The sequence below is a fragment of the Amycolatopsis sp. MtRt-6 genome (assembly GCF_017308975.1).
Classification (GTDB): domain Bacteria; phylum Actinomycetota; class Actinomycetes; order Mycobacteriales; family Pseudonocardiaceae; genus Amycolatopsis.
This window is the reverse complement of sequence record NZ_JADWPD010000018.1, coordinates 176989-196485: the sequence shown is the minus strand read 5'-3', so window position 1 is coordinate 196485 and position 19497 is coordinate 176989. Positions and strand designations below refer to the sequence as shown.

23 protein-coding genes are annotated in these 19497 nt (G+C 72.7%); 13 read left to right on the top strand and 10 right to left on the bottom strand.

Going from position 1 to position 19497, the window contains the following annotated elements; translation table 11 throughout:
* Positions 1 to 39 precede the first annotated feature (39 nt).
* From I4Q55_RS28425 to I4Q55_RS28415, 3 genes are all read left to right on the top strand, one after another.
* Entirely contained in the window at positions 40 to 756 is a 717-nt protein-coding gene (locus I4Q55_RS28425; RefSeq protein WP_206791856.1) for an SDR family oxidoreductase, read from the top strand.
* 124 nt (positions 757 to 880) lie between these two features.
* Complete coding sequence (locus I4Q55_RS28420) at positions 881 to 1369, top strand: sigma-70 family RNA polymerase sigma factor (protein WP_206791855.1); 489 nt, start codon at positions 881 to 883, stop codon at positions 1367 to 1369.
* A 16-nt stretch (positions 1370 to 1385) separates the two neighbouring features.
* Positions 1386 to 1688, top strand: a complete 303-nt coding sequence (locus tag I4Q55_RS28415; protein WP_206791854.1) for a cupin domain-containing protein — start codon at positions 1386 to 1388, stop codon at positions 1686 to 1688.
* A 3-nt stretch (positions 1689 to 1691) separates the two neighbouring features.
* Here I4Q55_RS28415 and shbA read toward each other — a convergent pair whose 3' ends face one another.
* Together shbA and I4Q55_RS28405 are read right to left on the bottom strand one after the other, a co-directional pair.
* Complete coding sequence (gene shbA / locus I4Q55_RS28410; RefSeq protein ID WP_242546924.1) at positions 1692 to 2321, bottom strand: RNA polymerase sigma factor ShbA; 630 nt, start codon at positions 2319 to 2321, stop codon at positions 1692 to 1694.
* Between the two features lie 156 nt (positions 2322 to 2477).
* Positions 2478 to 3407, bottom strand: a complete 930-nt coding sequence (locus I4Q55_RS28405; RefSeq protein WP_307793323.1) for a hypothetical protein — start codon at positions 3405 to 3407, stop codon at positions 2478 to 2480.
* 326 nt (positions 3408 to 3733) lie between these two features.
* On the opposite strand from I4Q55_RS28405, the gene I4Q55_RS28400 reads away from it, so the two are divergent.
* On the top strand, positions 3734 to 3904 hold the full coding sequence (locus tag I4Q55_RS28400; RefSeq protein WP_206791853.1) for a hypothetical protein: 171 nt from the start codon (positions 3734 to 3736) through the stop codon (positions 3902 to 3904).
* Between the two features lie 5 nt (positions 3905 to 3909).
* Here I4Q55_RS28400 and sigJ read toward each other — a convergent pair whose 3' ends face one another.
* Positions 3910 to 4773: an RNA polymerase sigma factor SigJ gene (gene sigJ / locus I4Q55_RS28395; protein ID WP_307793322.1), complete on the bottom strand. Its 864-nt coding sequence runs from the start codon at positions 4771 to 4773 to the stop codon at positions 3910 to 3912.
* A gap of 92 nt (positions 4774 to 4865) precedes the next feature.
* On the opposite strand from sigJ, the gene I4Q55_RS28390 reads away from it, so the two are divergent.
* Positions 4866 to 5345, top strand: a complete 480-nt coding sequence (locus I4Q55_RS28390; protein ID WP_206791852.1) for a carboxymuconolactone decarboxylase family protein — start codon at positions 4866 to 4868, stop codon at positions 5343 to 5345.
* Between the two features lie 141 nt (positions 5346 to 5486).
* Here the strand turns inward: I4Q55_RS28390 and I4Q55_RS28385 are convergent, their stop codons facing one another.
* Positions 5487 to 6536, bottom strand: coding sequence for an amidohydrolase family protein (locus I4Q55_RS28385; RefSeq protein ID WP_206791851.1), 1050 nt, complete (start codon positions 6534 to 6536; stop codon positions 5487 to 5489).
* 114 nt (positions 6537 to 6650) lie between these two features.
* Here I4Q55_RS28385 and I4Q55_RS28380 point away from each other — a divergent pair, with 114 nt between their 5' ends.
* The 3 genes from I4Q55_RS28380 (at position 6651) to I4Q55_RS28370 (ending at position 10752) form a co-directional block, all read left to right on the top strand.
* The gene (locus I4Q55_RS28380) at positions 6651 to 7553 is read left to right on the top strand and encodes an ATP-binding cassette domain-containing protein (protein ID WP_206791848.1); all 903 of its coding nucleotides are present in this window, start codon (positions 6651 to 6653) and stop codon (positions 7551 to 7553) included.
* Positions 7543 to 8361: an ABC transporter permease gene (locus tag I4Q55_RS28375; protein WP_206791846.1), complete on the top strand. Its 819-nt coding sequence runs from the start codon at positions 7543 to 7545 to the stop codon at positions 8359 to 8361. The genes I4Q55_RS28380 and I4Q55_RS28375 overlap by 11 nt, the downstream gene beginning before the upstream one ends.
* A gap of 78 nt (positions 8362 to 8439) precedes the next feature.
* The gene (locus I4Q55_RS28370) at positions 8440 to 10752 is read left to right on the top strand and encodes a bifunctional diguanylate cyclase/phosphodiesterase (protein ID WP_242546880.1); all 2313 of its coding nucleotides are present in this window, start codon (positions 8440 to 8442) and stop codon (positions 10750 to 10752) included.
* A 95-nt stretch (positions 10753 to 10847) separates the two neighbouring features.
* Here I4Q55_RS28370 and I4Q55_RS28365 read toward each other — a convergent pair whose 3' ends face one another.
* The gene (locus tag I4Q55_RS28365) at positions 10848 to 11669 is read right to left on the bottom strand and encodes a cyclase family protein (RefSeq protein ID WP_206791845.1); all 822 of its coding nucleotides are present in this window, start codon (positions 11667 to 11669) and stop codon (positions 10848 to 10850) included.
* A 98-nt stretch (positions 11670 to 11767) separates the two neighbouring features.
* On the opposite strand from I4Q55_RS28365, the gene I4Q55_RS28360 reads away from it, so the two are divergent.
* Entirely contained in the window at positions 11768 to 12190 is a 423-nt protein-coding gene (locus I4Q55_RS28360) for a DUF5709 domain-containing protein (protein WP_206791844.1), read from the top strand.
* A 7-nt stretch (positions 12191 to 12197) separates the two neighbouring features.
* On the opposite strand, the gene I4Q55_RS28355 is transcribed toward I4Q55_RS28360, so the two are convergent.
* A complete protein-coding gene (locus I4Q55_RS28355) occupies positions 12198 to 12572 on the bottom strand; it encodes a MerR family transcriptional regulator (protein ID WP_206791843.1) in 375 nt (124 codons plus the stop codon).
* A 55-nt stretch (positions 12573 to 12627) separates the two neighbouring features.
* On the opposite strand from I4Q55_RS28355, the gene I4Q55_RS28350 reads away from it, so the two are divergent.
* On the top strand, positions 12628 to 13791 hold the full coding sequence (locus tag I4Q55_RS28350) for an MFS transporter (protein WP_206791842.1): 1164 nt from the start codon (positions 12628 to 12630) through the stop codon (positions 13789 to 13791).
* Positions 13792 to 13839: 48 nt separating this feature from the next.
* Here the strand turns inward: I4Q55_RS28350 and I4Q55_RS28345 are convergent, their stop codons facing one another.
* Positions 13840 to 15033 (bottom strand): glycoside hydrolase family 18 protein, encoded by a 1194-nt coding sequence (locus I4Q55_RS28345; protein WP_206791841.1) that lies wholly within the window; start codon positions 15031 to 15033, stop codon positions 13840 to 13842.
* A gap of 153 nt (positions 15034 to 15186) precedes the next feature.
* On the opposite strand from I4Q55_RS28345, the gene I4Q55_RS28340 reads away from it, so the two are divergent.
* On the top strand, positions 15187 to 15579 hold the full coding sequence (locus tag I4Q55_RS28340; RefSeq protein WP_206791840.1) for a hypothetical protein: 393 nt from the start codon (positions 15187 to 15189) through the stop codon (positions 15577 to 15579).
* Here I4Q55_RS28340 and I4Q55_RS28335 read toward each other — a convergent pair.
* Together I4Q55_RS28335 and I4Q55_RS28330 are read right to left on the bottom strand one after the other, a co-directional pair.
* Positions 15573 to 16916 carry a pyridoxal-dependent decarboxylase gene (locus I4Q55_RS28335; RefSeq protein WP_206791891.1) on the bottom strand — a complete coding sequence of 448 codons (1344 nt, stop codon included), beginning with the start codon at positions 16914 to 16916 and terminating at the stop codon, positions 15573 to 15575. The two genes, I4Q55_RS28340 and I4Q55_RS28335, sit on opposite strands and share 7 nt — an antisense overlap.
* Before the next feature lie 172 nt (positions 16917 to 17088).
* The gene (locus I4Q55_RS28330) at positions 17089 to 17658 is read right to left on the bottom strand and encodes a YdeI family protein (protein ID WP_206791839.1); all 570 of its coding nucleotides are present in this window, start codon (positions 17656 to 17658) and stop codon (positions 17089 to 17091) included.
* An 85-nt stretch (positions 17659 to 17743) separates the two neighbouring features.
* Here I4Q55_RS28330 and I4Q55_RS28325 point away from each other — a divergent pair, with 85 nt between their 5' ends.
* A complete protein-coding gene (locus tag I4Q55_RS28325; RefSeq protein WP_206791837.1) occupies positions 17744 to 18277 on the top strand; it encodes a GNAT family N-acetyltransferase in 534 nt (177 codons plus the stop codon).
* On the opposite strand, the gene I4Q55_RS28320 is transcribed toward I4Q55_RS28325, so the two are convergent.
* Positions 18267 to 18734, bottom strand: coding sequence for a nitroreductase family deazaflavin-dependent oxidoreductase (locus tag I4Q55_RS28320; RefSeq protein ID WP_206791889.1), 468 nt, complete (start codon positions 18732 to 18734; stop codon positions 18267 to 18269). The two genes, I4Q55_RS28325 and I4Q55_RS28320, sit on opposite strands and share 11 nt — an antisense overlap.
* Positions 18735 to 18776: 42 nt before the next feature.
* On the opposite strand from I4Q55_RS28320, the gene I4Q55_RS28315 reads away from it, so the two are divergent.
* Positions 18777 to 19406 carry a bifunctional 2-polyprenyl-6-hydroxyphenol methylase/3-demethylubiquinol 3-O-methyltransferase UbiG gene (locus I4Q55_RS28315; protein ID WP_206791835.1) on the top strand — a complete coding sequence of 210 codons (630 nt, stop codon included), beginning with the start codon at positions 18777 to 18779 and terminating at the stop codon, positions 19404 to 19406.
* Positions 19407 to 19497: the final 91 nt, after the last annotated feature.

Here is a 19497-nt window from a genome sequence, read left to right as displayed (position 1 = left end):
CGAAACGGACAGATGTCCGGTTGGCTTTCGAGGAGTGCCATGATCGAGAACAAGGTCGTCGTGATCACCGGGGCGAGCAGCGGGATCGGGGCGGCGACGGCCGCCCTGCTGGCCGAGCGCGGCGCGAAGGTGGTGCTGGGCGCGCGCCGCAAGGACCGGCTGGACGCGCTGGCCGAGCGGCTGGGCGCGGTCAGCCTGCCGACCGACGTCCGGCGTCCCGCGGACGTCGCCGCGCTGGTCCGGCTGGCCCGCGAGACGCACGGCAGGCTGGACGTCCTCGTCGGCAACGCCGGCGTCGGGCCGATCTCCCCGCTCGACTCCCTGCGCACCGACGACTGGGACACGATGATCGACGTCAACATCAAGGGGGTGCTGCACGGCATCGCGGCGGCCCTGCCGGTGTTCCGCGAGCAGGGCTCCGGCCAGTTCGTGCACACGGCCTCGACCGCGGCGTACCGCACGGTGCCGACGATGGCGGTGTACGCGGCCACGAAGACGGCCGTCCGCACGATCTCCGAAGGCCTGCGCCAGGAAGCCGGCGCGGACCTGCGCGTCTCGCTGGTGTCCCCGGGCATGATCGCCACCGATTTCATCGACGGCATCCCGGAGCCTTCGGTCCGCGAAAGGCTCGGCGAGGCCCGTGACGCGGTGGCGATCCCGCCGGAGGCGATCGCGCGGGCGATCGCGTTCGCCATCGACCAGCCGGAAGACGTCGACGTCAACGAGATCGTCGTTCGGCCGACCGCGCAGGACTAGGTCATCTCCCCCGTCGATCAACGGATCGCCGCCGCACGGGGCGGCTCTCCGGAAATAGCCGGGAATCCCCGCCGGCCGGGTCGATCCGCGTCGAATGGGGGTAGTTCCCCGCACGGAGGACGCCATGACCACCACCCCGGACCACCCGCTGACCGCCGCGCGACCGCTCGTGGAGCGCTACTGCCGCGCGCGGCTGGACCCCGACTCGGCCGACGACGTCGCCCAGGACGTCTGCGTGGCGCTCCTCAAAGCCCTGCCGCGGCGACCGCCGGAACGGCCCTTCCCGGACTTCGTCTGCGGCATCGCCCGGACCAGGGTCGCCGCCGCGCGCAAGGCGGCCGCGCGGCAGGACGAGCCGGTGGCCGAACTGCCCGACGAGCCCGACTCGTCGCTGGGGCCCGAACACCACGCCCTCCGCCGCGAACTCCGGGAGCGGATGGCGAAGCTGCTCGGCGTGCTGCCGCGCCGGCAACGGGAGATCGTCGTGCTGCGCGTGGTGGTCGGCCTGTCGGCGGAGGAAACCGCGGCGGCGGTGGGCTCGACCCCGGGCGCGGTCCGCGTCGCCCAGCACCGGGCGCTCGGCCAGCTGCGCAAGGTCGTCACCAGCCCCTGAGAGCTACCCTGGCCGGGTGAGCGACAGCGAGAATTTCGAAGGACGCGACGTCGGGTCCGGAGTCTCCGTCATCCGCGAAAGCACGGACGTCGTCGGCTCCGGGCCGCGGCTGCACCGGCACCCCTACACCGAAACGTTCGTCATCATCCGCGGCCGGGCCCGGTTCACCGTCGGCGACGAACAGCGTGACGGCGGCGCCGGGGACGTGCTGGTCGTCCCGGCCGGCACGCCGCACAAGTTCGCCGTGCTCGGCCCCGGCGTCTACGAGGCCGTGCACATCCACGAAAGCGACCACTTCGTCACCGAATGGCTCGAGTGACGCCTAGAGCTCGCCGATCATGCCGCGCAGCTTCGTCAGCGCGCGGAACTGCGTGATGCGGACGTTGCCGGCGGAGATGCCCAGCGCCTCCGCCGTCTCGTTCGCCGACAGGCCGGCGACGATCCGCAGCGACAGGATGTCCTGGTGCAGCGGCGGCAGCGCCGCGAGCAGCCGGCCCAGCCGGGCGCCGAGGTCCAGCTCGAGGACGTGGTTCTCGGGCTCGTTGCCGCCCAGCGGCCGGTCCGGCAGCTCCGGCACCGGCTTCGACCGGTCCCTGGCCACCGAGCGGAAGGCGTCGGCGACCTTGTTCGCCGCGATCGCGCGCACCAGGTACAGGAACGAGCCTCCGCGGTCCTGGTAGTTCGGCAGCACCTTGAGCACCGCCAGGCACACCTCCTGGGCGACGTCGTCGGCCGAGAGGTACGAAAGGTCCCGCCCGCCGATCCGCGCCCGGCAGTAGCGCACGACCGTCGGCTTGATGAGCCGCAGCAGCGCCTGGACGGCGTCCGGGTCGCCGTCGCGCGCCGCGGCCACCACCGGGTCGAGCCGCTCCTTCGCCAGGCCGCCCTCCGGCCGCGGCGAATCCGCCGGCACGGTGTAGCCGTCGACGGCTGCCGCCGCCTCCGCGATCATGGTCTCCACGCCGCCCTCCTCGCGCCCGCCGCCGGGAGGCCGTCCGTCCACAACGGACATATTGGCGCCTGGACGGTTCCCGGTCCGACATCCGGACTAATCGAGGCGCTGACCAGCAACGTTGCACTGTGCCGCTGGTTGTCCAGATATTGTCCGTTAATCGGTCCAGCGGATTCCGTACGCGTAGCCCGGCGCGAGGTTCCGGAACCGGACGTGCACCTCGCCGGCGTCGTCGGCGGCCAGTGCGGCGCCGGTTCGCGACCAGTCGCCCACCCCGCCGGGGGAAAGCTTTTCCAACCGCACGATCCGTTCCGGCACGTGTTCACCGAACCGGACGTGCAGATCGAAAAGGTCGCACGGGTGCCGCGGAACGCAGACGTAACGCGGTTCTCGCAACTTCGCCCGGAATCGCAGACCGACCTCGTGCCGCACCCCGCGGCGCAACGGCTCCGGCAGGCGCAACGCCAGCCCGATCCGGTCACTCGATTCCAGCACCGGATCGGCGAGCACACCACCGTGGAACACGTCGACTCCGAGATCGGACGCACTGACCGAATCGCCGGATTCGCCGGCCACCGGCAACGTCAGCGCGAGGTCGAGGACGGCGATTTCGTCGGCGTCGGCGACCACCCGCCGGAATTCGAACGCCTCCGGCACCGGCTGGTCGAGAGCCAGCGTGACGCGCAGTTCTTCGGTGTGCCAGCCGCGGCCCGGATAGTGCCGGGGCGCCGGCACGGCCGCCGCGACGGCCAGCGCGGCGATCTGCTCGATCCCCTCGTCGATGCGCCGCCGGACCGTCCGGTCGTCGCGGTCGAGCGTGATCGCCGCCCAGTGCACCCGTTCCTGGTAGAACGGTTTCCGCGCCCGCTCCTCGAGCGCGAACGCGGCGAGCAGAGCGATCTTCAGATCGTCCGGCAACGACTCGACCAGCGGCCGCAATCGGTCGGACAGCTTACGCCGCATCTCCACGGTTCCGTCATCTTCGAGAATGCCGCAAGCAGAGCGCAATGCGGGACCGATCCGGTCCGCGAGCGGCGTCGTGAAAATTGCCCTCCCTTTGCGAAGGGCCTTGAGTTCGCCGGCCACGTCCGCCGCACTGAGGCTCACCATCCCTCCCCTTCCCACGCACGGAGGTCAATGTTCGCCAGCGCCACCGCCGATGTCCAGTCGATCACGCTCCGGCAAACGGATCGTTATCCCGCGGTTTCCTTTTCCGCCATTCGGGTAATCGCCGAAACTTGTGGGCGTTGTGCCGACAACGAACGCATTGCGCCACAACGATTTCCGGCGGAAACCCACACGACCGCCGCTGTCGAAGGTGTCGAAATGACCGCACCACCCCCGCGGGTGAACGTGACCGCTCCGTTGCCTCGGCACCGGTTGACCGCGGCCCGCCGCGGGTACTCGTGATCATGAGCCCGAGGATGTGGCGCCTGCTGATCTCGGGGTCGTTACGGCTTTTCCTGCTCAGCGCCGTACCGGCCGCCGCGCACCTGTCCGTGCTCGCCGGGGTGGCGGCGGCGGTGATCGCGTTCGTCGTGCCGGCGCCGCGGAGCCGGCACGACCACGGCGGGGCCGGCTGAGAGCCCTACGCCCGCTGCCAGCGGCCGAGCTTCTCGGGGTTCCGCACCGCCCAGATCCGCCGGACCACGTCGCCCGCCACTTCGAAGGCCATGACCGCGACGATCGCGCCGTCCCGCTCGGCGACCAGGCCCGGCCGCCCGTTGACCGTGGTCTCCACGAGCGTCAGCGCCGCCATCCGGCCCGTGAGGTCCACGGCGTAGCGCGCGACCCGCTCGCCACCCACGACCGGGCGGTGGACCGCGCTGACCAGCCCGCCGCCGTCGGCGACGACCGTGGCCTCCGGGTCGAGGAGCCCGACCAGCCCCTCGATGTCCCCCGCCTCCCAGGCCAGCTTGAAGGCGCGAACCACCTCGGCGCTCTCCCGGGCCGGCGCCGGCGGGCGGGCGGCCCGGACGCGGCGGCGGGCCGAGGAAGCCAGCTGGCGCGACGCCGCCGGCGACCGCCCGAGGACCGTCGCCACCTCGGCGAACGGGTAGCCGAACACGTCGTGCAGGACGAACGCCACCCGCTCGGCCGGCGTCATCGCGTCCAGCACGACGAGGAACGCCATCGTGATCGACTCGTCCAGGGTGACGCGGTCGGCCGGGTCGGCGAGCGGTCCCGCCTGCTCGGGCAGCGGCTCCGGGAGCCACTCGCCGAAGTACCGCTCTCGCCGGACGCGAGCCGAACCGAGCTGGTCGAGGCAGATGCGGCTCGCCACCGTCGTCAGCCACGCACCGGGCGACTCGATCGCTTCCCGTTGCGGCCCGGTCAGGGCGTACCACCGGCCGTAGGCCTCCTGGACGACGTCCTCGGCGTCGCTCAGCGAGCCCAGGAGCCGGTAGGCGAGGCCGGTCAGCCGCGGCCGCTCGTGCAGAACATCAGTCACACCCTTCCGACGTTCCCGGGCGGCGATTTGTGACGGCACCTCACACCCGGGCGGGCTGTTTCGTCGGGACACGAAACGAAGGAAGGAAACCCATGCCCGACAAGTCCCGCCTGCCCGACCCCGAGCAGTTCTTCCCCGAGCTGCGGGAGATCGCCGGCGCGCTGACCAGGGTCACCATGAACGGCTCGATCCCGCGGCGCACCATCCACCTGGTGCAGCTGCGCATCGGGCAGCTGGTCGGCAGCACCTACCACACCGTCCGGCAGGCCGAGCTGCTCCGCAAGGCCGGCGCGACCGAGGAGCAGGTCAGTTCGGTGGTGTCCTGGTCGACTTCGCCGTACTTCGACGAGGCCGAACGCGTCGCGCTGGAGCTCGCCGAGGCGGTCTTCACCACCAGTCCCCTGAACGAGCGGGTACCCGACGAGCTGTTCGCCCGCGCGTCGGCCTGCTACGACGACAAGGCGCTCTGGACCCTCGCCCTCGCGCTCAGCCAGATGTGCTACTTCGTGCCGGTGGCGCTGATCGCGAAGCCGATCCCGGGGATGCCGCTGGGGAAGAACTACAGCAGTTAGCGCGGGACGAGCGCCCCAATGTGGCCTTGGTTGCGTTCAACGCACCGAAGGCCACCTTGGGTGCGTTGAACGCACCGAAGGCCACCTTGGGTGCGTTCAACGCACCGAAGGCCACATTGGGGCGCATGCCGGGCGCCGTGCTCACGCGCGGCGCCGCACGCACCGGCCGCGCAGCACCACGGCCGCCGGGCGGGCCAGCTGGTCCGGGTCCGCCCGCGGATCCCGGTCGTAGACCACCGCGTCCGCTGGGGCGCCCGGCTCCAGTCCGCCCAGTCCCAGGTACTCGCGCGCGCTCCACGACGCCGCCGCCAGCGCGTCGTGCGGTGGCACGCCCGCGGCCACCAGTGCCCGGATCTCCGCGACGATCCCGCCGTGCGGCAGGGAATCCGTGCCCGCCAGCACGCGCACCCCGGCTTCCGCCGCGGCCGCCGTCAGGGCGCCGTGGACCCGCGCGCCCCTCAGGTACCACGTCCGGGCCGGGCTGTCCGGCTCCTTTTCCCGGCGCCCGAGGCTCGCCGTGATCGTCGACAGCGTCGGCGTCAACGCCGTGCTCTGGGCCGCCATGCGCGCCAGCAGCTCCGGGTCCAGGCACATGCCGTGTTCGAGGGAGTCGACGCCGGCCGCGACCGCCGCCGCGCCGCCCTCCGGGTGCTGGCTGTGCACCGCGATCCGCCCGCCGGCCGCGTGCACCTCGCGCACGACGGCCCGCAGCACGTCCACCGGCACCGCGGAATCGCCGACGCGCCAGTCCGCGATGATCTTCGCCCAGCCCGTGCGGGCGGCCTGCGCCGCGGCCAGTGCGGGCAGCTCGTCGTGGCCGGCGCGGCGGCCCCAGCCGTCGAAGAACTGGCCGTGCTGCGCCAGCCACGGTCCCGCGTGCCGGGCCCGCGGCACGTCGGGGTCCTCGCCGAACCACGGCGGCGGCTCGCCCGGCAGCCCGGGTGACCGGATCAGCGTGACCCCGGCGGCGACGTGCTGGTGCAGCTGCTCCCGGAGCAGGTCGGCGTCCATCGGCTGCCCCGGTGCCGCGGCGCCGGGGTGGGTGTGGGCGTCGACCAGCCCGGGGACCAGCCAGCCCTCGCCCACCAGGGTGGCGCCGGGCACCGGGTCGGTCGTCCAGCGGTCGCCGTCGGCGTAGAGGTCGGCGTACTCGCCGCTCGGCAGCGCGTACCCCCGGATGCGCGTGATCACCACGCCGACCGTACGCGCGTACGCAGCCCGGCGTAGGCGGAAGTGCCGTCCGGCGGCGGACGCCCGCGGCGGCGCCGGTCCCGACCATGGGAGACGCCGAAAAGGAGGCCCACCGTGACCCTGCCACCCGTGGAAACGACCGCGCTGACCAAGCGCTACGGCGAGATCGCCGCCGTCGAAAACCTGGACCTGACCGTGCCCGCCGGGGAGGTGTACGGCTTCCTCGGTCCCAACGGCGCCGGCAAGACGACGACGCTGCGGATGCTGCTCGGCCTGATCCGGCCGACCGCCGGCCGCGTCCGGCTGCTCGGCGCCGAGCCGGGCCCGGGCAGCCTCGCCCGCGTCGGCGCCCTGATCGAGGGCCCCGCCTTCTACCCCTACCTCTCCGGCCGGGCCAACCTGCGGATCCTCGCCGACCACGCCGGGGCGCCCCGGATCCGCGTCGACGTCGTGCTCGACGTCGTCAGCCTCACCGAGCGCGCCAAGGACCGGTACGCGACGTACTCGCTCGGCATGAAGCAGCGGCTCGGCCTGGCCGCGGCGCTGCTGAAGGACCCCGAGCTGGTGGTGCTCGACGAGCCGACCAACGGCCTCGACCCGGCGGGCATGGCCGACATGCGGGTCACCCTCCGGAAGCTGGCCGCCGGCGGCTGCACCGTGCTGCTGTCCAGCCACTTGCTCGCCGAGGTCGAGCAGATCTGCGACCGCGTCGGCGTCCTGGACCACGGCCGGCTCGTCACCGAGACCACCGTCGAGGACCTGCGCGCGGGTGGCGCGCTGCGCGTTGTCGCCGATCGGCTCGCCGAGGCCCGCGAACACCTCGGACGCCTTTTCGGCGCCGAGCGCGTCCGGGCCGGCGAGACCGCCCTCGAACTCGACGTCGCGCCGGAGCAGGCCGGGCGGGTCAACGCCGCGCTGGTCGGCGCCGGCTTCGTCGTCACCGAGCTGCGCTGGCGCGAACCCGACCTGGAACAGACCTTTCTCGCCCTGACCGGAGGTACCCCCGATGCTGCGTGACATCCGCGCCGAGCTGACCAAGCAGTCCCGCCGTCCCGCGACCTGGCTGCTGCTGGCCGTCGCCGTCGTCCTGACCCTGACTTTCGGCTACGCCGTCCCGTACGCGGGGCTGAACGGGACGACGTCCGGGCCGCCGGGCAGCGGCCGCGGGCTCGGCGCGCTGCTGCCGGACGCGTTCGTCGGCAGCGCGCTGGGCGGGCTGCCGGTCTTCGTCGGCGCCCTCGCGCTGATCTTCGGTGTCCTGGTCGCCGGGAGCGAATACGGGTACGGCACCTGGAAAACCGTGCTCGTGCAGCACCCGTCGCGCGTCGCGGTGTACAGCGCGAAGCTCGTCACCGTCGCGATCGCCGCACTCGCCGCCGTGCTCACGCTGTTCGCGACGACGGCGGGAGCGAGCGCGCTCGTGGCGTCGCTCGAAGGGCAGGCGACCAGCTGGCCCGCCGTGGCCGATGTCCTGCTCGGCGTCGGCGCCGGCTGGCTGGTGACGACGATGTGGGGCGCGCTCGGCGTGCTGCTGGCGATCGGCCTGCGCTCGGTGGCACTGCCGATCGGGCTGGGCCTGGTGTGGCTGCTCGCCGTGCAGAACCTCCTCGCGTCGATCGCCGCGCCGCTGCTGGACTGGGTCGCGCAGCTGCAGAAGGCGCTGCCCGGCCCGAACGCCGGGGCGCTCGCCGCCGCGTTCGGGGCGGACGCCCCGGGTGTCGAAAGGGTCGTCGGAGCCGGGCAGGCGACCGCCGTGCTGGTGGCGTACTTGATCGTCTTCGGCGGCTTCGGCGGCTGGCTGCTGCACCGCCGCGACATCGCCTGACGCCGGTGCGCTTGTGCGTGGTCACGCCCGGTGTAGTGTTTGCCGGTCCGACCGGCGTGCGTGACCGCGTGAGGTGCCATGACAGTGCGGCGGTACCCCGTGGCCATCCTGCTCGTCCTGGTCACGGCGACCCTGATCGTGGTCAACGGCTTCGCCTTCTGGGGCGACACCCTCGCCCTGTGGATCGACGACGTCATGCAGCTGAGCGCCGGGGTCACCGCGGTCGTCTGCGGCTTCGTGGTCGCGCGGCGGGTCACCCGGCACCAGCGCTGGTGGCGGGTGCTGGTCGCGGTCGGCATGACCGGCTGGTCGCTCGGCCAGTGCTTCTGGTCCTGGTACCAGCTGATCGACGGCCGCGGGCTGCCGTCGCCGTCGCTGGCCGACGTCGGGTACCTGAGCTTCCCGGTGTTCGGGCTCGCCGCCCTGTTCGTGCTCGCCCGGGCGCGGGCGCGGCCGGACCGCGAGCGCTGGCAGCCCGCCCAGTGGACCGCGCACTTCGGCGTCGCGGTGGTGCTCGACGGGCTCGTCGTCACCGGCTCGCTGTTCATCCTCACCTGGACCGCGGCGCTCGGGCAGGTGGTCCGGGCCACCGGGCCGGACGCGCTGACCTGGGCGGTCGCCATCGCGTACCCGCTGTCGGACCTGGTGGTCGTGGTCGTCGCGGTGCTGCTGGTCGTGTTCGACCGGGTGGACCGCCCCTACCGCGCGAACCTGCTGCTGGCCGCCGTCGGGATCGTCGCGCTGGCCTGTTCGGACAGCGTGTTCGCCTACCTGGTCAGCGTCGGCGCGGAGAGCATGAAGCCGTGGTCGGACGCCGGGTTCGTGCTCGGCCCGCTGTTCATCGCGTTCGCCCTGCTGGCCACGCCGAACACGCGGCGGCGGGAGGACGCGGGGCAGCCGGTCGGTGTCGACTGGTGGCAGGTGGCGCTGCCGTACCTGCCGGTCACGGCGGTCGCGTTGCTGATCACCGTGCAGATCGTGGCCGGGGCCGGCCCGGACGGCGTCGAGGTGTTCGTCGGCGCGCTCGTGGTGTTCCTGGTGCTGGCCCGGCAGCTGCTTTCCTTGCTGGACAACAGGTTGCTGCTGCGCCGGGTGTACGAGGGGCAGCAGCAGCTGACCCACCAGGCCTACCACGACCCGCTGACCGGGCTGGCCAACCGCGCGCTGTTCGCCGACCGGCTGGACCGGGCCGTCGAGCAGGGCGCGGAAAGCGGGCACGGGCCGTTCGTGCTGATCTTCGTCGACCTGGACGACTTCAAGGAGGTCAACGACCGGTTCGGGCACGCGGGCGGCGACGTCCTGCTGCACGCGGTCGCCCAGCGGCTGCTGAGCTGCGTCCGCGCGGGCGACACGGTGGCGCGCCTGGGCGGCGACGAGTTCGCGATCCTCCTGGAAGGCGAGGCCGCCGCCCCGCAGGCGGTGGCCGACCGGATCCAGAGCGCGCTGCGGCGGCCGTTCGCGGTGCACGGCACGCTGGTCGGAGTCCGCGCGAGCATGGGCCTGGTGGTGCCGGACCCGGCCGAGCCGTCGGTGACGTCGGACGTGCTGCTGGGCCGCGCGGACACGTCGATGTACGCGGGCAAGCGGCTCGGCAAGGACACGACGGTCGTGTACCACCCGTCGCCGGACGGGCCGCCGGACTTCCCGTCGGCGTTGCGCCGCGCCGACGGCGGCCTCCCGGAGGGGTTCGCGCTGGTGTTCCAGCCGATCGTCCGACTGGCGGACGAGCAGCCGGTGGCGGTGGAAGCACTGGCCCGCTGGACGACGCGGGACGGCACATCGGTGTCACCCGAGACGTTCGTGCGGGCGGCGGAGGGCGCGGGTCTCGGCGCGGAGCTGGACGCGCTGGTGCTGGACCTGGCCTGCCGCGAGATCACCGCGGCCGGCATCGACCTGACGGTGCACGTGAACGTGTGCGCGAGCCGGCTGGGTGCGGCCGCGCTGGAGCAGAGCGTGGGCTCGGCGCTGGACCGGTACGGCCTGCCGGCGGAGCGCCTGATCGTCGAGATCACCGAGACGGTCCCGGTCCCGGACCTGGCGGCGGGCGCGGCGGCGATCCGGCGGCTGCAGGACCTGGGCGTCCGGGTGGCCCTCGACGACTTCGGCGCGGGGTACAGCTCGCTGACGGTGCTGCACGCGCTGCCGGTGGACCTGATCAAGCTGGACCGGGCGCTGACGACGGGAGTCCGCCCGGACCGCGACGCGGCACTGTGCCGGTCGCTGGTCGGGCTGTGCGCGGACCTGGAGGTGGCGGTCGTGGCGGAGGGCATCGAGACGGCCGAGCAGGCCGAGCTGGTCACCCGCGCGGGCTGCACCACCGCCCAGGGCTACCGCTTCGGCCGCCCGGCCGCGCTTTCCTCGCTGCGCCTCTCGACGCTGTCAGCCGGCTAGCCAAGCACCCCAATGTGGCGTTCGGTGCGTCAGATGCACCCAATGTGGCGTTCGGTGCGTCAGACGCAACCAACGCCACATTGGGGTGCTTTGGGCTAACCCACCCCCGGCGGCAGCACGCCGAAGATCGTTGCCGTCGAGCCGGATCCCTTGCGGTTGATCGGGCCGCCCGCCAGGACCCACGCGCCCGTCGCCGGCAGCGCCTTCAGGTTCGCCAGGATCTCCAAGCTGATCCGGTGCCGCCGGTAGACCAGCTTGGACACCGTGTACGTCTCGTCCGTGCCCACGTCCGGGCTGAACGTGTCGGTGCCCGTGCCGCCGCGGCGGCCCAGGCGTCCGGTGTCGATCAGCCACCGCACCGCCGGGATCGAGAAGCCCGGCTGGTGCAGCACCCCGCTGGAGTCGGTGTTCGGGAAAGCCGGCGTGCCCCACTTGGCGTCCCAGCCGGTCCACAGCACCACGACCGACTCGTCCGGGATCCGGCCGTGGCGCTTCTCCCACGCCTTGAGGTCGTCGATCGTCACCGCGTAGTCCGGGTTCGCCGCCGCCTTCGCCCGCACGTCGATCTTCACCGCCGGGCGGAACAGGTCTCCCGGGTCCATGTCGTCGGCGAGCGGCTCCCCCGTGTTGAAGTGCCCGGGCGCGCCCCAGTGCGTCCCCGTGTGCTCGCCCTCGCGGACGAACTGCAGGTAGTAGCCGTCTTGCGGGATGGTCGCGATGGTCTCCAGCTCGAAGGCCGGGTCCCCGGGGAAGACGTTGGTCGTCGCGGGGTCGTTGACGTGCGACAGGTTGACCAGGTTCAGCTGGTCGAGCCGCATCGGCGGCGTGGCTTCCGAGGCCTGCGCCGTCCGCCCGGACAGCGCGGCGCCGAACACCCCGGCCAGCCCCGCGGCCAGCACCCTGCGTCTCATCGGCATGAGGGATCACCTTTCACCGTGCGGGGCGAAGCCCCGGCGTGGCACCGTCATATCACCCGGACTGGGCGCGGCCAACGAGTTGAGCGAAGATGGAGGCCGTGGACAACGACATCGAAGACAACGCGGACAACGGCATCCTCGACCCCGAGGACACTTTGGACGACCGCGACGAGCTGGCCGAGGGCTACTCGCCGCCGGAACGGGCGCAGGCGACCGAAGGCTGGGGCACCACCGCGCGCGAGACAGCGGAGGGCGAAAGCTGGGCGGGCCGGCTCGCCCGCGAGGTCCCGGACGTGACCGCCGAAGACGGCGACGGCCTCGGCGACACCGGCGACACCGACGGCGAGCTGATCGACGAAGAGGTCGGCGACGTCCGCGCGGGCCGCCTGGTCGCCACGGACGCCGGCTACGGCGAAGACACCGACGAAGAGCTGTGGGCGTCGGACGCCGGCATCGACGGCGGCGCGGCTTCGGCGGAAGAAGCCGCCGTCCACGTGATCGACCCCTCCCGCCGCTGGTGAAGCCGGCTCACGCCGTCGCGCCGTCGTACTCGCGGACCGCCGCCAGGTACTCCGCGATCGCGTCGCGGTTGCGCAGCAGGCAGTCCGCGCGGCGGGTCATGCGGTCGCGCTCCGCTTCCAGGGTCGCGATCATCTCCGGGGTCGCGTCCGGGAAGTAGATCGTCCGCGGCTTGTCGAGGCACGGCAGGATCTGCTTGATGATCCGGGTCGGCAACCCGGCGTCGAGCAGGCCGCGGACCTGGATCACCCGGTCGACCGCCGGCTCGTCGTAGTCGCGGTAGCCGTTCGGGCCGCGGCTGGCGATGATCAGGCCCTGCTCCTCGTAGTAGCGGAGCAGCCGGCGGGACGTGCCCGTGCGCTCCGCGAGCTCACCGATCCGCACTGTGCGCCACCTCACGTAGACCTTCACATGGATGTGAAGGTTTGAGCATAGCGGCATGACGAACCTCAGCACGCGAACTCTTCCCCTGACCGCCCTCCTCGCCCTGACCACCGCCGCGTTCGTCACCGTGCTCACCGAGGCGCTGCCCGCCGGCGTGCTGCCCGGGATGAGCGCCGGACTCGGCGTCGGCGAGGCCGCGGCCGGTCAGGCCGTGACGGTCTACGCGCTCGGCACCGCGCTCACCGCGATCCCGCTGTCCGCCGCCACCGCGGCCTGGTCCCGCAAACGCTTGCTGCTCACCGGGATCGCCGGGTTCGCCGTGGCCAACACCGTCACGACGCTGTCCTCGGACTACGCGCTGACAATGGTGGCGCGCTTCGTCGCGGGCGTGGCCGCGGGCGTCGTCTGGGCGCTGCTCGCCGGCTACGCGCGCCGGCTCGTCCCGGACAACCCGGGCAAGGCCATCGCGATCGTGATGGCCGGCATCCCGCTGGCCCTGTCGCTCGGCATCCCGGCAGGCACGTTCCTCGGCGGCCTGCTCGGCTGGCGCTCGGCGTTCGGTGTCATGTCAGCGATCGCGGCGGTGCTGCTCGCGTGGATCGCCGCGGCGGTGCCCGGCCGGCCCGGGCAGGCAACCGGCCGGACACCGGTCCTGCGCACCCTCGCCGTCCCCGGCGTCGTGCCCGTGCTCGCCGTGACGCTCGTGTTCGTGCTGGCGCACACCGTGCTCTACACCTACATCGCCACCTTCCTCGCGCACGCCGGGATGGGCGACGCGGTCGACGTCGTCCTGCTGGTGTTCGGCCTCGCGTCGATGGCGGGCATCGGCATCGTCGGCGCCCGGATCGACCGCGCGCTGCGGACGCTGACGGTCCTCAGCACCCTCGGCGTCGCGGTGGCCGCGACGCTGCTGGCCGTGTTCGCGGGCAGCCCGGCGCTGGTCTACGTCGCCGTGGCGCTGTGGGGACTCGGCTGGGGCGGCGTCCCGACGCTGCTGCAGACGGCGGCCGGGAACGCCGGCGGCGAAGCGGCGGACAACGCGCAGGCCATGCTCGTCACGCTGTGGAACGCGGCGATGGCCGCGGGCGGCGTGGCCGGCGGGGTGCTGCTCGACGCCGCGGGGCCGGCGTCCTTCCCGTGGACGCTGCTCGTGCTCCTGCTGCCGGTGCTCGCCGTGGTGCTCGGCGCGCGGCGGCACGGATTCCCGGGGAAATCCTGAGTGGACGGAGGGCCCGGACGCGCTCGCGCCCGGGCCCTCCAGCTCTTTTCAGCAGCGGCCCGCGATGGCTCGCAGCAGTTCCGCGTCCGCCGTATCGCCGGACAGCTCCCAGGCGAACACCCCGCCGAGCCCCTGCGACCGCGCGTAGCCGGCCTTGGCCGACGCCGTCTCGGGCGTGTCGTAGCTCCACCACTGCGAACCGCACTTCGCGTACGCGGTGCCCGCGACGCGGCCGTTGGCCGGGCACTTGGTCTTGAGGACCTTGTAGTCCTCGACGCCCGCTTCGTAGGTGCCGGGCGCCGGGCCGGTGGCGGTGCCGCCCGGCTGCCGCTGCGTCACGCCGTCCCAGCCACGACCGTAGAACCCGAGGCCCAGCAGCATCTTCGCCGACGGCACGCCCTGGCGGCGCAGCTTCTGGACGGCCGCGTCGGCGTAGTAGCCGGCGCTCGGGATGCCCGGGTACGCGCGCAGTGGCGAGTGCGGCGCGGTGGGGCCGGCCGGACTGGCACCGGCGACGAAGTAGTCGTAGGTCATCACGTTGTACCAGTCGAGGTACCGGCTCGCGGCGCCGTACTCGGTGGCGTCGATCTTGCCGCCCACCGAGCCGTCCGCGGTGATGGCGGCGGTCACCAGCTGCCGCCCGAACTTCGCGCGCAGCGCCTTGACCAGCCCGGTGAAGGCCTTGGGCCCGCTGGTGTCGCAGGTGTTGCCGCAGGCGTTCGGGTACTCCCAGTCGACGTCGATGCCGTCGAAAACACCGGCCCAGCGCGGGTCGTTGACCAGGTTGTAGCAGGATTCCGCGAACTTGGCCGGGTCCTTCGCCGCTTCGGTGAAGCCCGCCGACCACGTCCAGCCGCCGAAGGACCACAGCACCTTGAGCTTCGGGTGCAGCTTCTTGAGCTGGCGGATCTGGTTGAAGCTTCCGCGCAGCGCCCCGGGTTCGGTGCTGTCGGCCTGGCCGCTGACGCTCGTGGCGGCGTCGTAGGGCATGTCGTGGTCGGCCCACGGGTCGCCGACGGCGCAGCCGCCGCCCGTGACGTTGCCGAACGCGTAGTTGATGTGGGTCAGCTTCGCGGCCGAACCCGACGTCTCGATGTCCTTGACGTGGTAGCCGCGGGCGTAGACGTCCCAGTCGGCGAAGTAGGCCATCACCTTGCCCCGGCCCTGCCCGGCGTCCGCGGGCGGCGCGACGACGGAGGCGCCGGCGAGCGCGAGCGCGACGGCGGCGATGCGTTTTCTCATGCGGAGCACGGGATTCTCCTCACCGGCACAGGCGGGCGGACAGCTGAGGTTAACAGGTCCAGACCACTGCGGACCAGAGCGAAATCGGGTGGTCAGCGGCTTTCGGTGTACCTCCGCAGCCGGGCGCGGATTCACGCGTGCGATGATCAGGCGATGACCGAGTTCGGCTGCGCCCGCTGCTCCGGCGAGGACGCCCTGACCGCGCTGGCCTTCTGCACGACCCGGCTCAACAAGACCCATCGCCTGGTCGAGCGGTCCCACTTCAGCATTTCCCTGCGCCGGTGCCCGGAATGCGGCCAGTCGTTCGCCGCGATCTTCACCGAGTTCGTCGACTGGGAGGGCGGCGAAGACGCGCAGTACTTCGACTTCGTCCCGCTCACCACCGCCGAGGTGTCGTCACTGGCCGCCCAGGGCGCCCGCGTCGACCTCGTGAAGCTGGGCGCGCTGGGCAGCGTCCGCCGCCGGCTGTCGTCGAGCTGGCCGACGGGCGGCGAGAAGGAGATCGCCTGGCGCACGGATCCGCTGTCGGTGCGCGAAGGTCACTGAGCCAGGCGCAGGATCGCCGCGGCACCATGGTCGACGTCGGCCTCTGTCGTCGACCAGCCGGAGACCGAGATCCGCAGGTACCGGCGGCCGCGCCAGGTGGTGCCGCCCAGCCAGCACGTGCCGTCGTCCTGGACTTTCCGGATGATCGCGTCGGTGTCGTCGCCGAAGGACACGAGGACCTGGTTGAGGACGACGTCGTTGGCGATCTCGGCCCCGCCGTCGGCGAGCCGTCCGGCGAAGCGGCGCGCCAGCCGGCAGCAGCGGTCGACGAGTTCGGCGACGCCGTCACGGCCCAGCTCGCGCAGCGCCGCCCAGACGGCGAACCCGCGGGCGCGGCGCGACGACTCCAGGGTCAGGTCGCCCATGCCGGACACCTCGCCGGCGCCGGTGAGGTAGGCGGCCCGGTAGGCGATCGCGGCGGCGTGCACGTCCGGGCGGGCGCAGAAGACGAAACCCGAGTCGTACGGGACGTTCAGCCACTTGTGGCCGTCGCAGGCCCAGGAGTCGGCGAGTTCGACGCCGTCGAGCAGGGCGCTGGTTTTCGGGTTGGCCGCGGCCCAGAGCCCGAAGGCGCCGTCGACGTGGAGCCAGGCGTCGCCCGCGGCTTCCCGGGCGGCACGCAGGTCGTCGCACGCGCCGGTGTTGACGTTCCCCGCCTGCAGGCAGACGATCAGCGGCCCGTTTCCGGCCGCGCACACCCGGTTGAGGTCTTCGACGTCGATCGCGCCTTGCGGGCCGGCCTTGACCGGCTCGACGACGCGGGTGCCGAAGCCGAGCAGCCGCAGGGCGCGGTCGACGGTGGCGTGCCGTTCTTCGCTCGCGACGACGCGGACGCGCGGGGCACCGGCGAGCCCGTCACGTTCGACGTCCCAGCCGGCTTCGGCCAGCACGTGGTGGCGCGCGGCGGCGAGCCCGGCGGTGTTCGCGGCCTGGCCGCCGGTGACGAACCCGACGGAGGCGGCGGCCGGGATCTTGAGCAGCTCCTTCAGCCAGTCTCCGGCGACGTCCTCGGCGGCGGCCGCGGCGGGCGAGAGGACGGCGTTGAAGCCGTTCTGATCCCAGCCGGCGGCGAGCACGTCGGCCGCGGTGGCGGCGGGGAGGGCACCACCGATGACGAAGCCGAAGAACCGCGGCCCGGCGGTGGCGACGAGCCCGGGTTCGGCGGCACGGGCAAGCTGTTCGAGCACTTCGGACGGCGGGCTCGGCTCCTTCGGGAGCGGCCCGCCGAAGCCGGCCCGCAGGGCGGCGCGGTCGACGACGGGAGCGACGGGCCGGTCCGCGAGCGAGGCGCGGTAGTCGGCGGCCAGCTCGGCGGCACGGGCCAGAAGAGCGTGCATCTCGTCCACGCGCCGACTGTAGGCCGGAAACGGAGGACGAGCGGCGGGATCGGCCGCTCGGGCGGGAACTCGCGGCCCTGCGCCGCTAAGCCGCCTTCGGGTGGGCCGCCCGGCGGTTCTCCCGTGCCGCCAAGCCGCCGTCGGGTGGGCCGCCCGGCAGGTCCCCGCGCCACTAAGCCGCCTTCGGGTGGGCCGCCCGGCGGTTCTCCCGTGCCAGCTCCACCGTCTTCGCGATCCGCCGCTGCCGGGTCTCCGGCCGCTTGGCCTTCGCGATCCACTCCAGGATCATCCGCCGCGACGAAGGCGGGAACCCCGCGAAACACCGCGCCGCCACCGTGTCCGCCTCGAGCGCGGATCGCAGGTCCGCCGGCACCACGCCGTCCTGGGCCTCCGCGAGCACGTCCCATGTCCCGTTCCGCCGGGCCAGGTCCACCACCGCCTGCCCGGCCGGCGTCATCAGCCCGGCCGCCGTCAGCCGCGCCACCCGCTCCCGGTTCACCCGGCTCCACGTGCTTCCCGGCTTCCGCGGCGTGAAGCACAGATACGTGCTCTCGGCGTCGCGCCGCAACGCCTTGCTGTCGATCCACCCGAAGCACAGCGCCTGCTCCATCGCCTCGTGGATCCGCACCCCCGGCACCGCACTCCCCCGGCGCCGGATCACCAGCCACACCGATGTCTCGCGGGACTTCGCCAGCCACGAGCGCCACTCCTCGACCGAGGAGACCTCCAAGACCTTTTCCATGCCCTCATCGTCCCCGCTTAAGCGCTCATCTTCTGAGCACTTTTCCCGGGGAACAATCGGCGCCCTCCCGGCGTAGCGTCCTGGTATGGAAACCCCGTTGAGCACCGACCGGCTCGTGATCCGGGACTGGACGCCTGCCGACGCCGAAGCCGCGTTCGCCATCTACGGCGCGGAAGACGTCACGCACTGGCTGACCCCGGCCATGGACCGCGTCGGCGACATCGGCGCGATGCGCGCGGTGCTGCACGCCTGGCAGGAAGCGCAGCCGAACCTGCCGCCGCCGCGCGGCCGGTGGGCGATCGAGCGCAAAGAGGACGGTGCGGTGATCGGCGGCCTCGGCATCCGGCTGCTGCCACCGTTCGAAGAGGACCTCGAGCTCAGCTGGCAGCTCGCCCCCGGCGTCTGGGGCAAGGGCTACGCGTCGGAGGCGGCGACCGCGCTCATCGAGTGGGCGTTCACCCAGGACACCGAGGAGCTGTTCGCCGTCGCGCGGCCGAACAACACCCGGGCGATCGCGGTCGCCAAGCGGCTCGGCATGAACTGGGTCGGCGAGACCGACAAGTACTACAACCTGCGGCTGCAGGTGTACCGGATCCGGCACACCGACCTCATCGACTGACCGGCTCCAGCAGGAAGACGCGGATTTCGCGGTGCTCGGCCCGCACGGCGTACCGGTCGTACGCGGGCCAGTACGCCGCGACCGCGTCCCACATCTCCTGGCGCTCGTCCCCGGTCAGGAGCCGCCCGGTGACGTCGACGGTCCGGCCGCCGATCGCCACCGTCGCGGCCGGGTTCGCCAGCAGGTTCGCCGACCACGCCGGGTGCGCCTCGCCACCCCAGTTCGAGCCGATCACGACGTACCCGCTCCCGCGCGAGACGTACAGCAGCGGCACCTGCCGCGGCTCGCCGCTGCGCCGGCCGATCGTCGTGAGCAGCAACGTCCGCAGCCCGACCGCCGCGCCGACGCCGACCCGGCCGCCGCTGATCCGCAGCAGCACCCGGTCGGCGGGCACGAGCGCCCGCCCGAGCACCGCGAACGCCCTGCTCTTGCCGAACCCGGCGAAGACACCCCGCAAACCAGCCACGCCGGGATCCTAGGTCTGGCAGGCTGGACGGTCATGACCCGCCCCGAAACCGCCGCCGAGGTCTTCGACGCGCTCGGCACGGACTACGAGACCGCCTTTCCCGATCAAGCCGGGCAGAAGGCCGTGCTCGAGTGGCTGCTCGGCCGCCTCTCGCCCGGTGCCACGATCGTCGACCTCGGCTCGGGCACCGGCCGTCCGGTCGCCGAGACCCTCGCCGCCGCCGGGCACGACGTCACCGGGTACGACGTCTCGGCGAAGATGATCGAAATCGCGCGAGCCCGGGTCCCGGCCGCGCGGTTCGAGCAGGCCGACCTCCGCGCGCTGACCCGGCCCACCGGGAGCCTGGACGCCGTCACGGCGTTCTTTTCCCTCCTTCAGATGACCCGCGGCGAACTCGACGCGGCGCTGGCGAAGGCGGCGACGTGGCTCGTGCCCGGCGGCTACTTGGTGCTCGGCACCGTGGCGGTGGACGCCGACGACGTCGAGTCCAGCTTCCTCGGGCACCCGATCCGCACGAGCAGCTACCTCCCCGGGCAGTTCGTCGCCCGGTTGGAGGGCGCCGGCCTGGAGATCGTCTACCGCGAGCTGGTTCGGTACGAGTCGAGCCATCCCGGCGTCCGGCCGGAGGAGCAGGTCTACCTGACCGCGCGCAAGCCGGGCTGAGCCGTCAAGACCTCACGACGTCGATCACCCGACGGACATGAATTTTGCTCAACTTCGTGCATGTCCCGCGCGACGGACCCGAGCTAAAGTG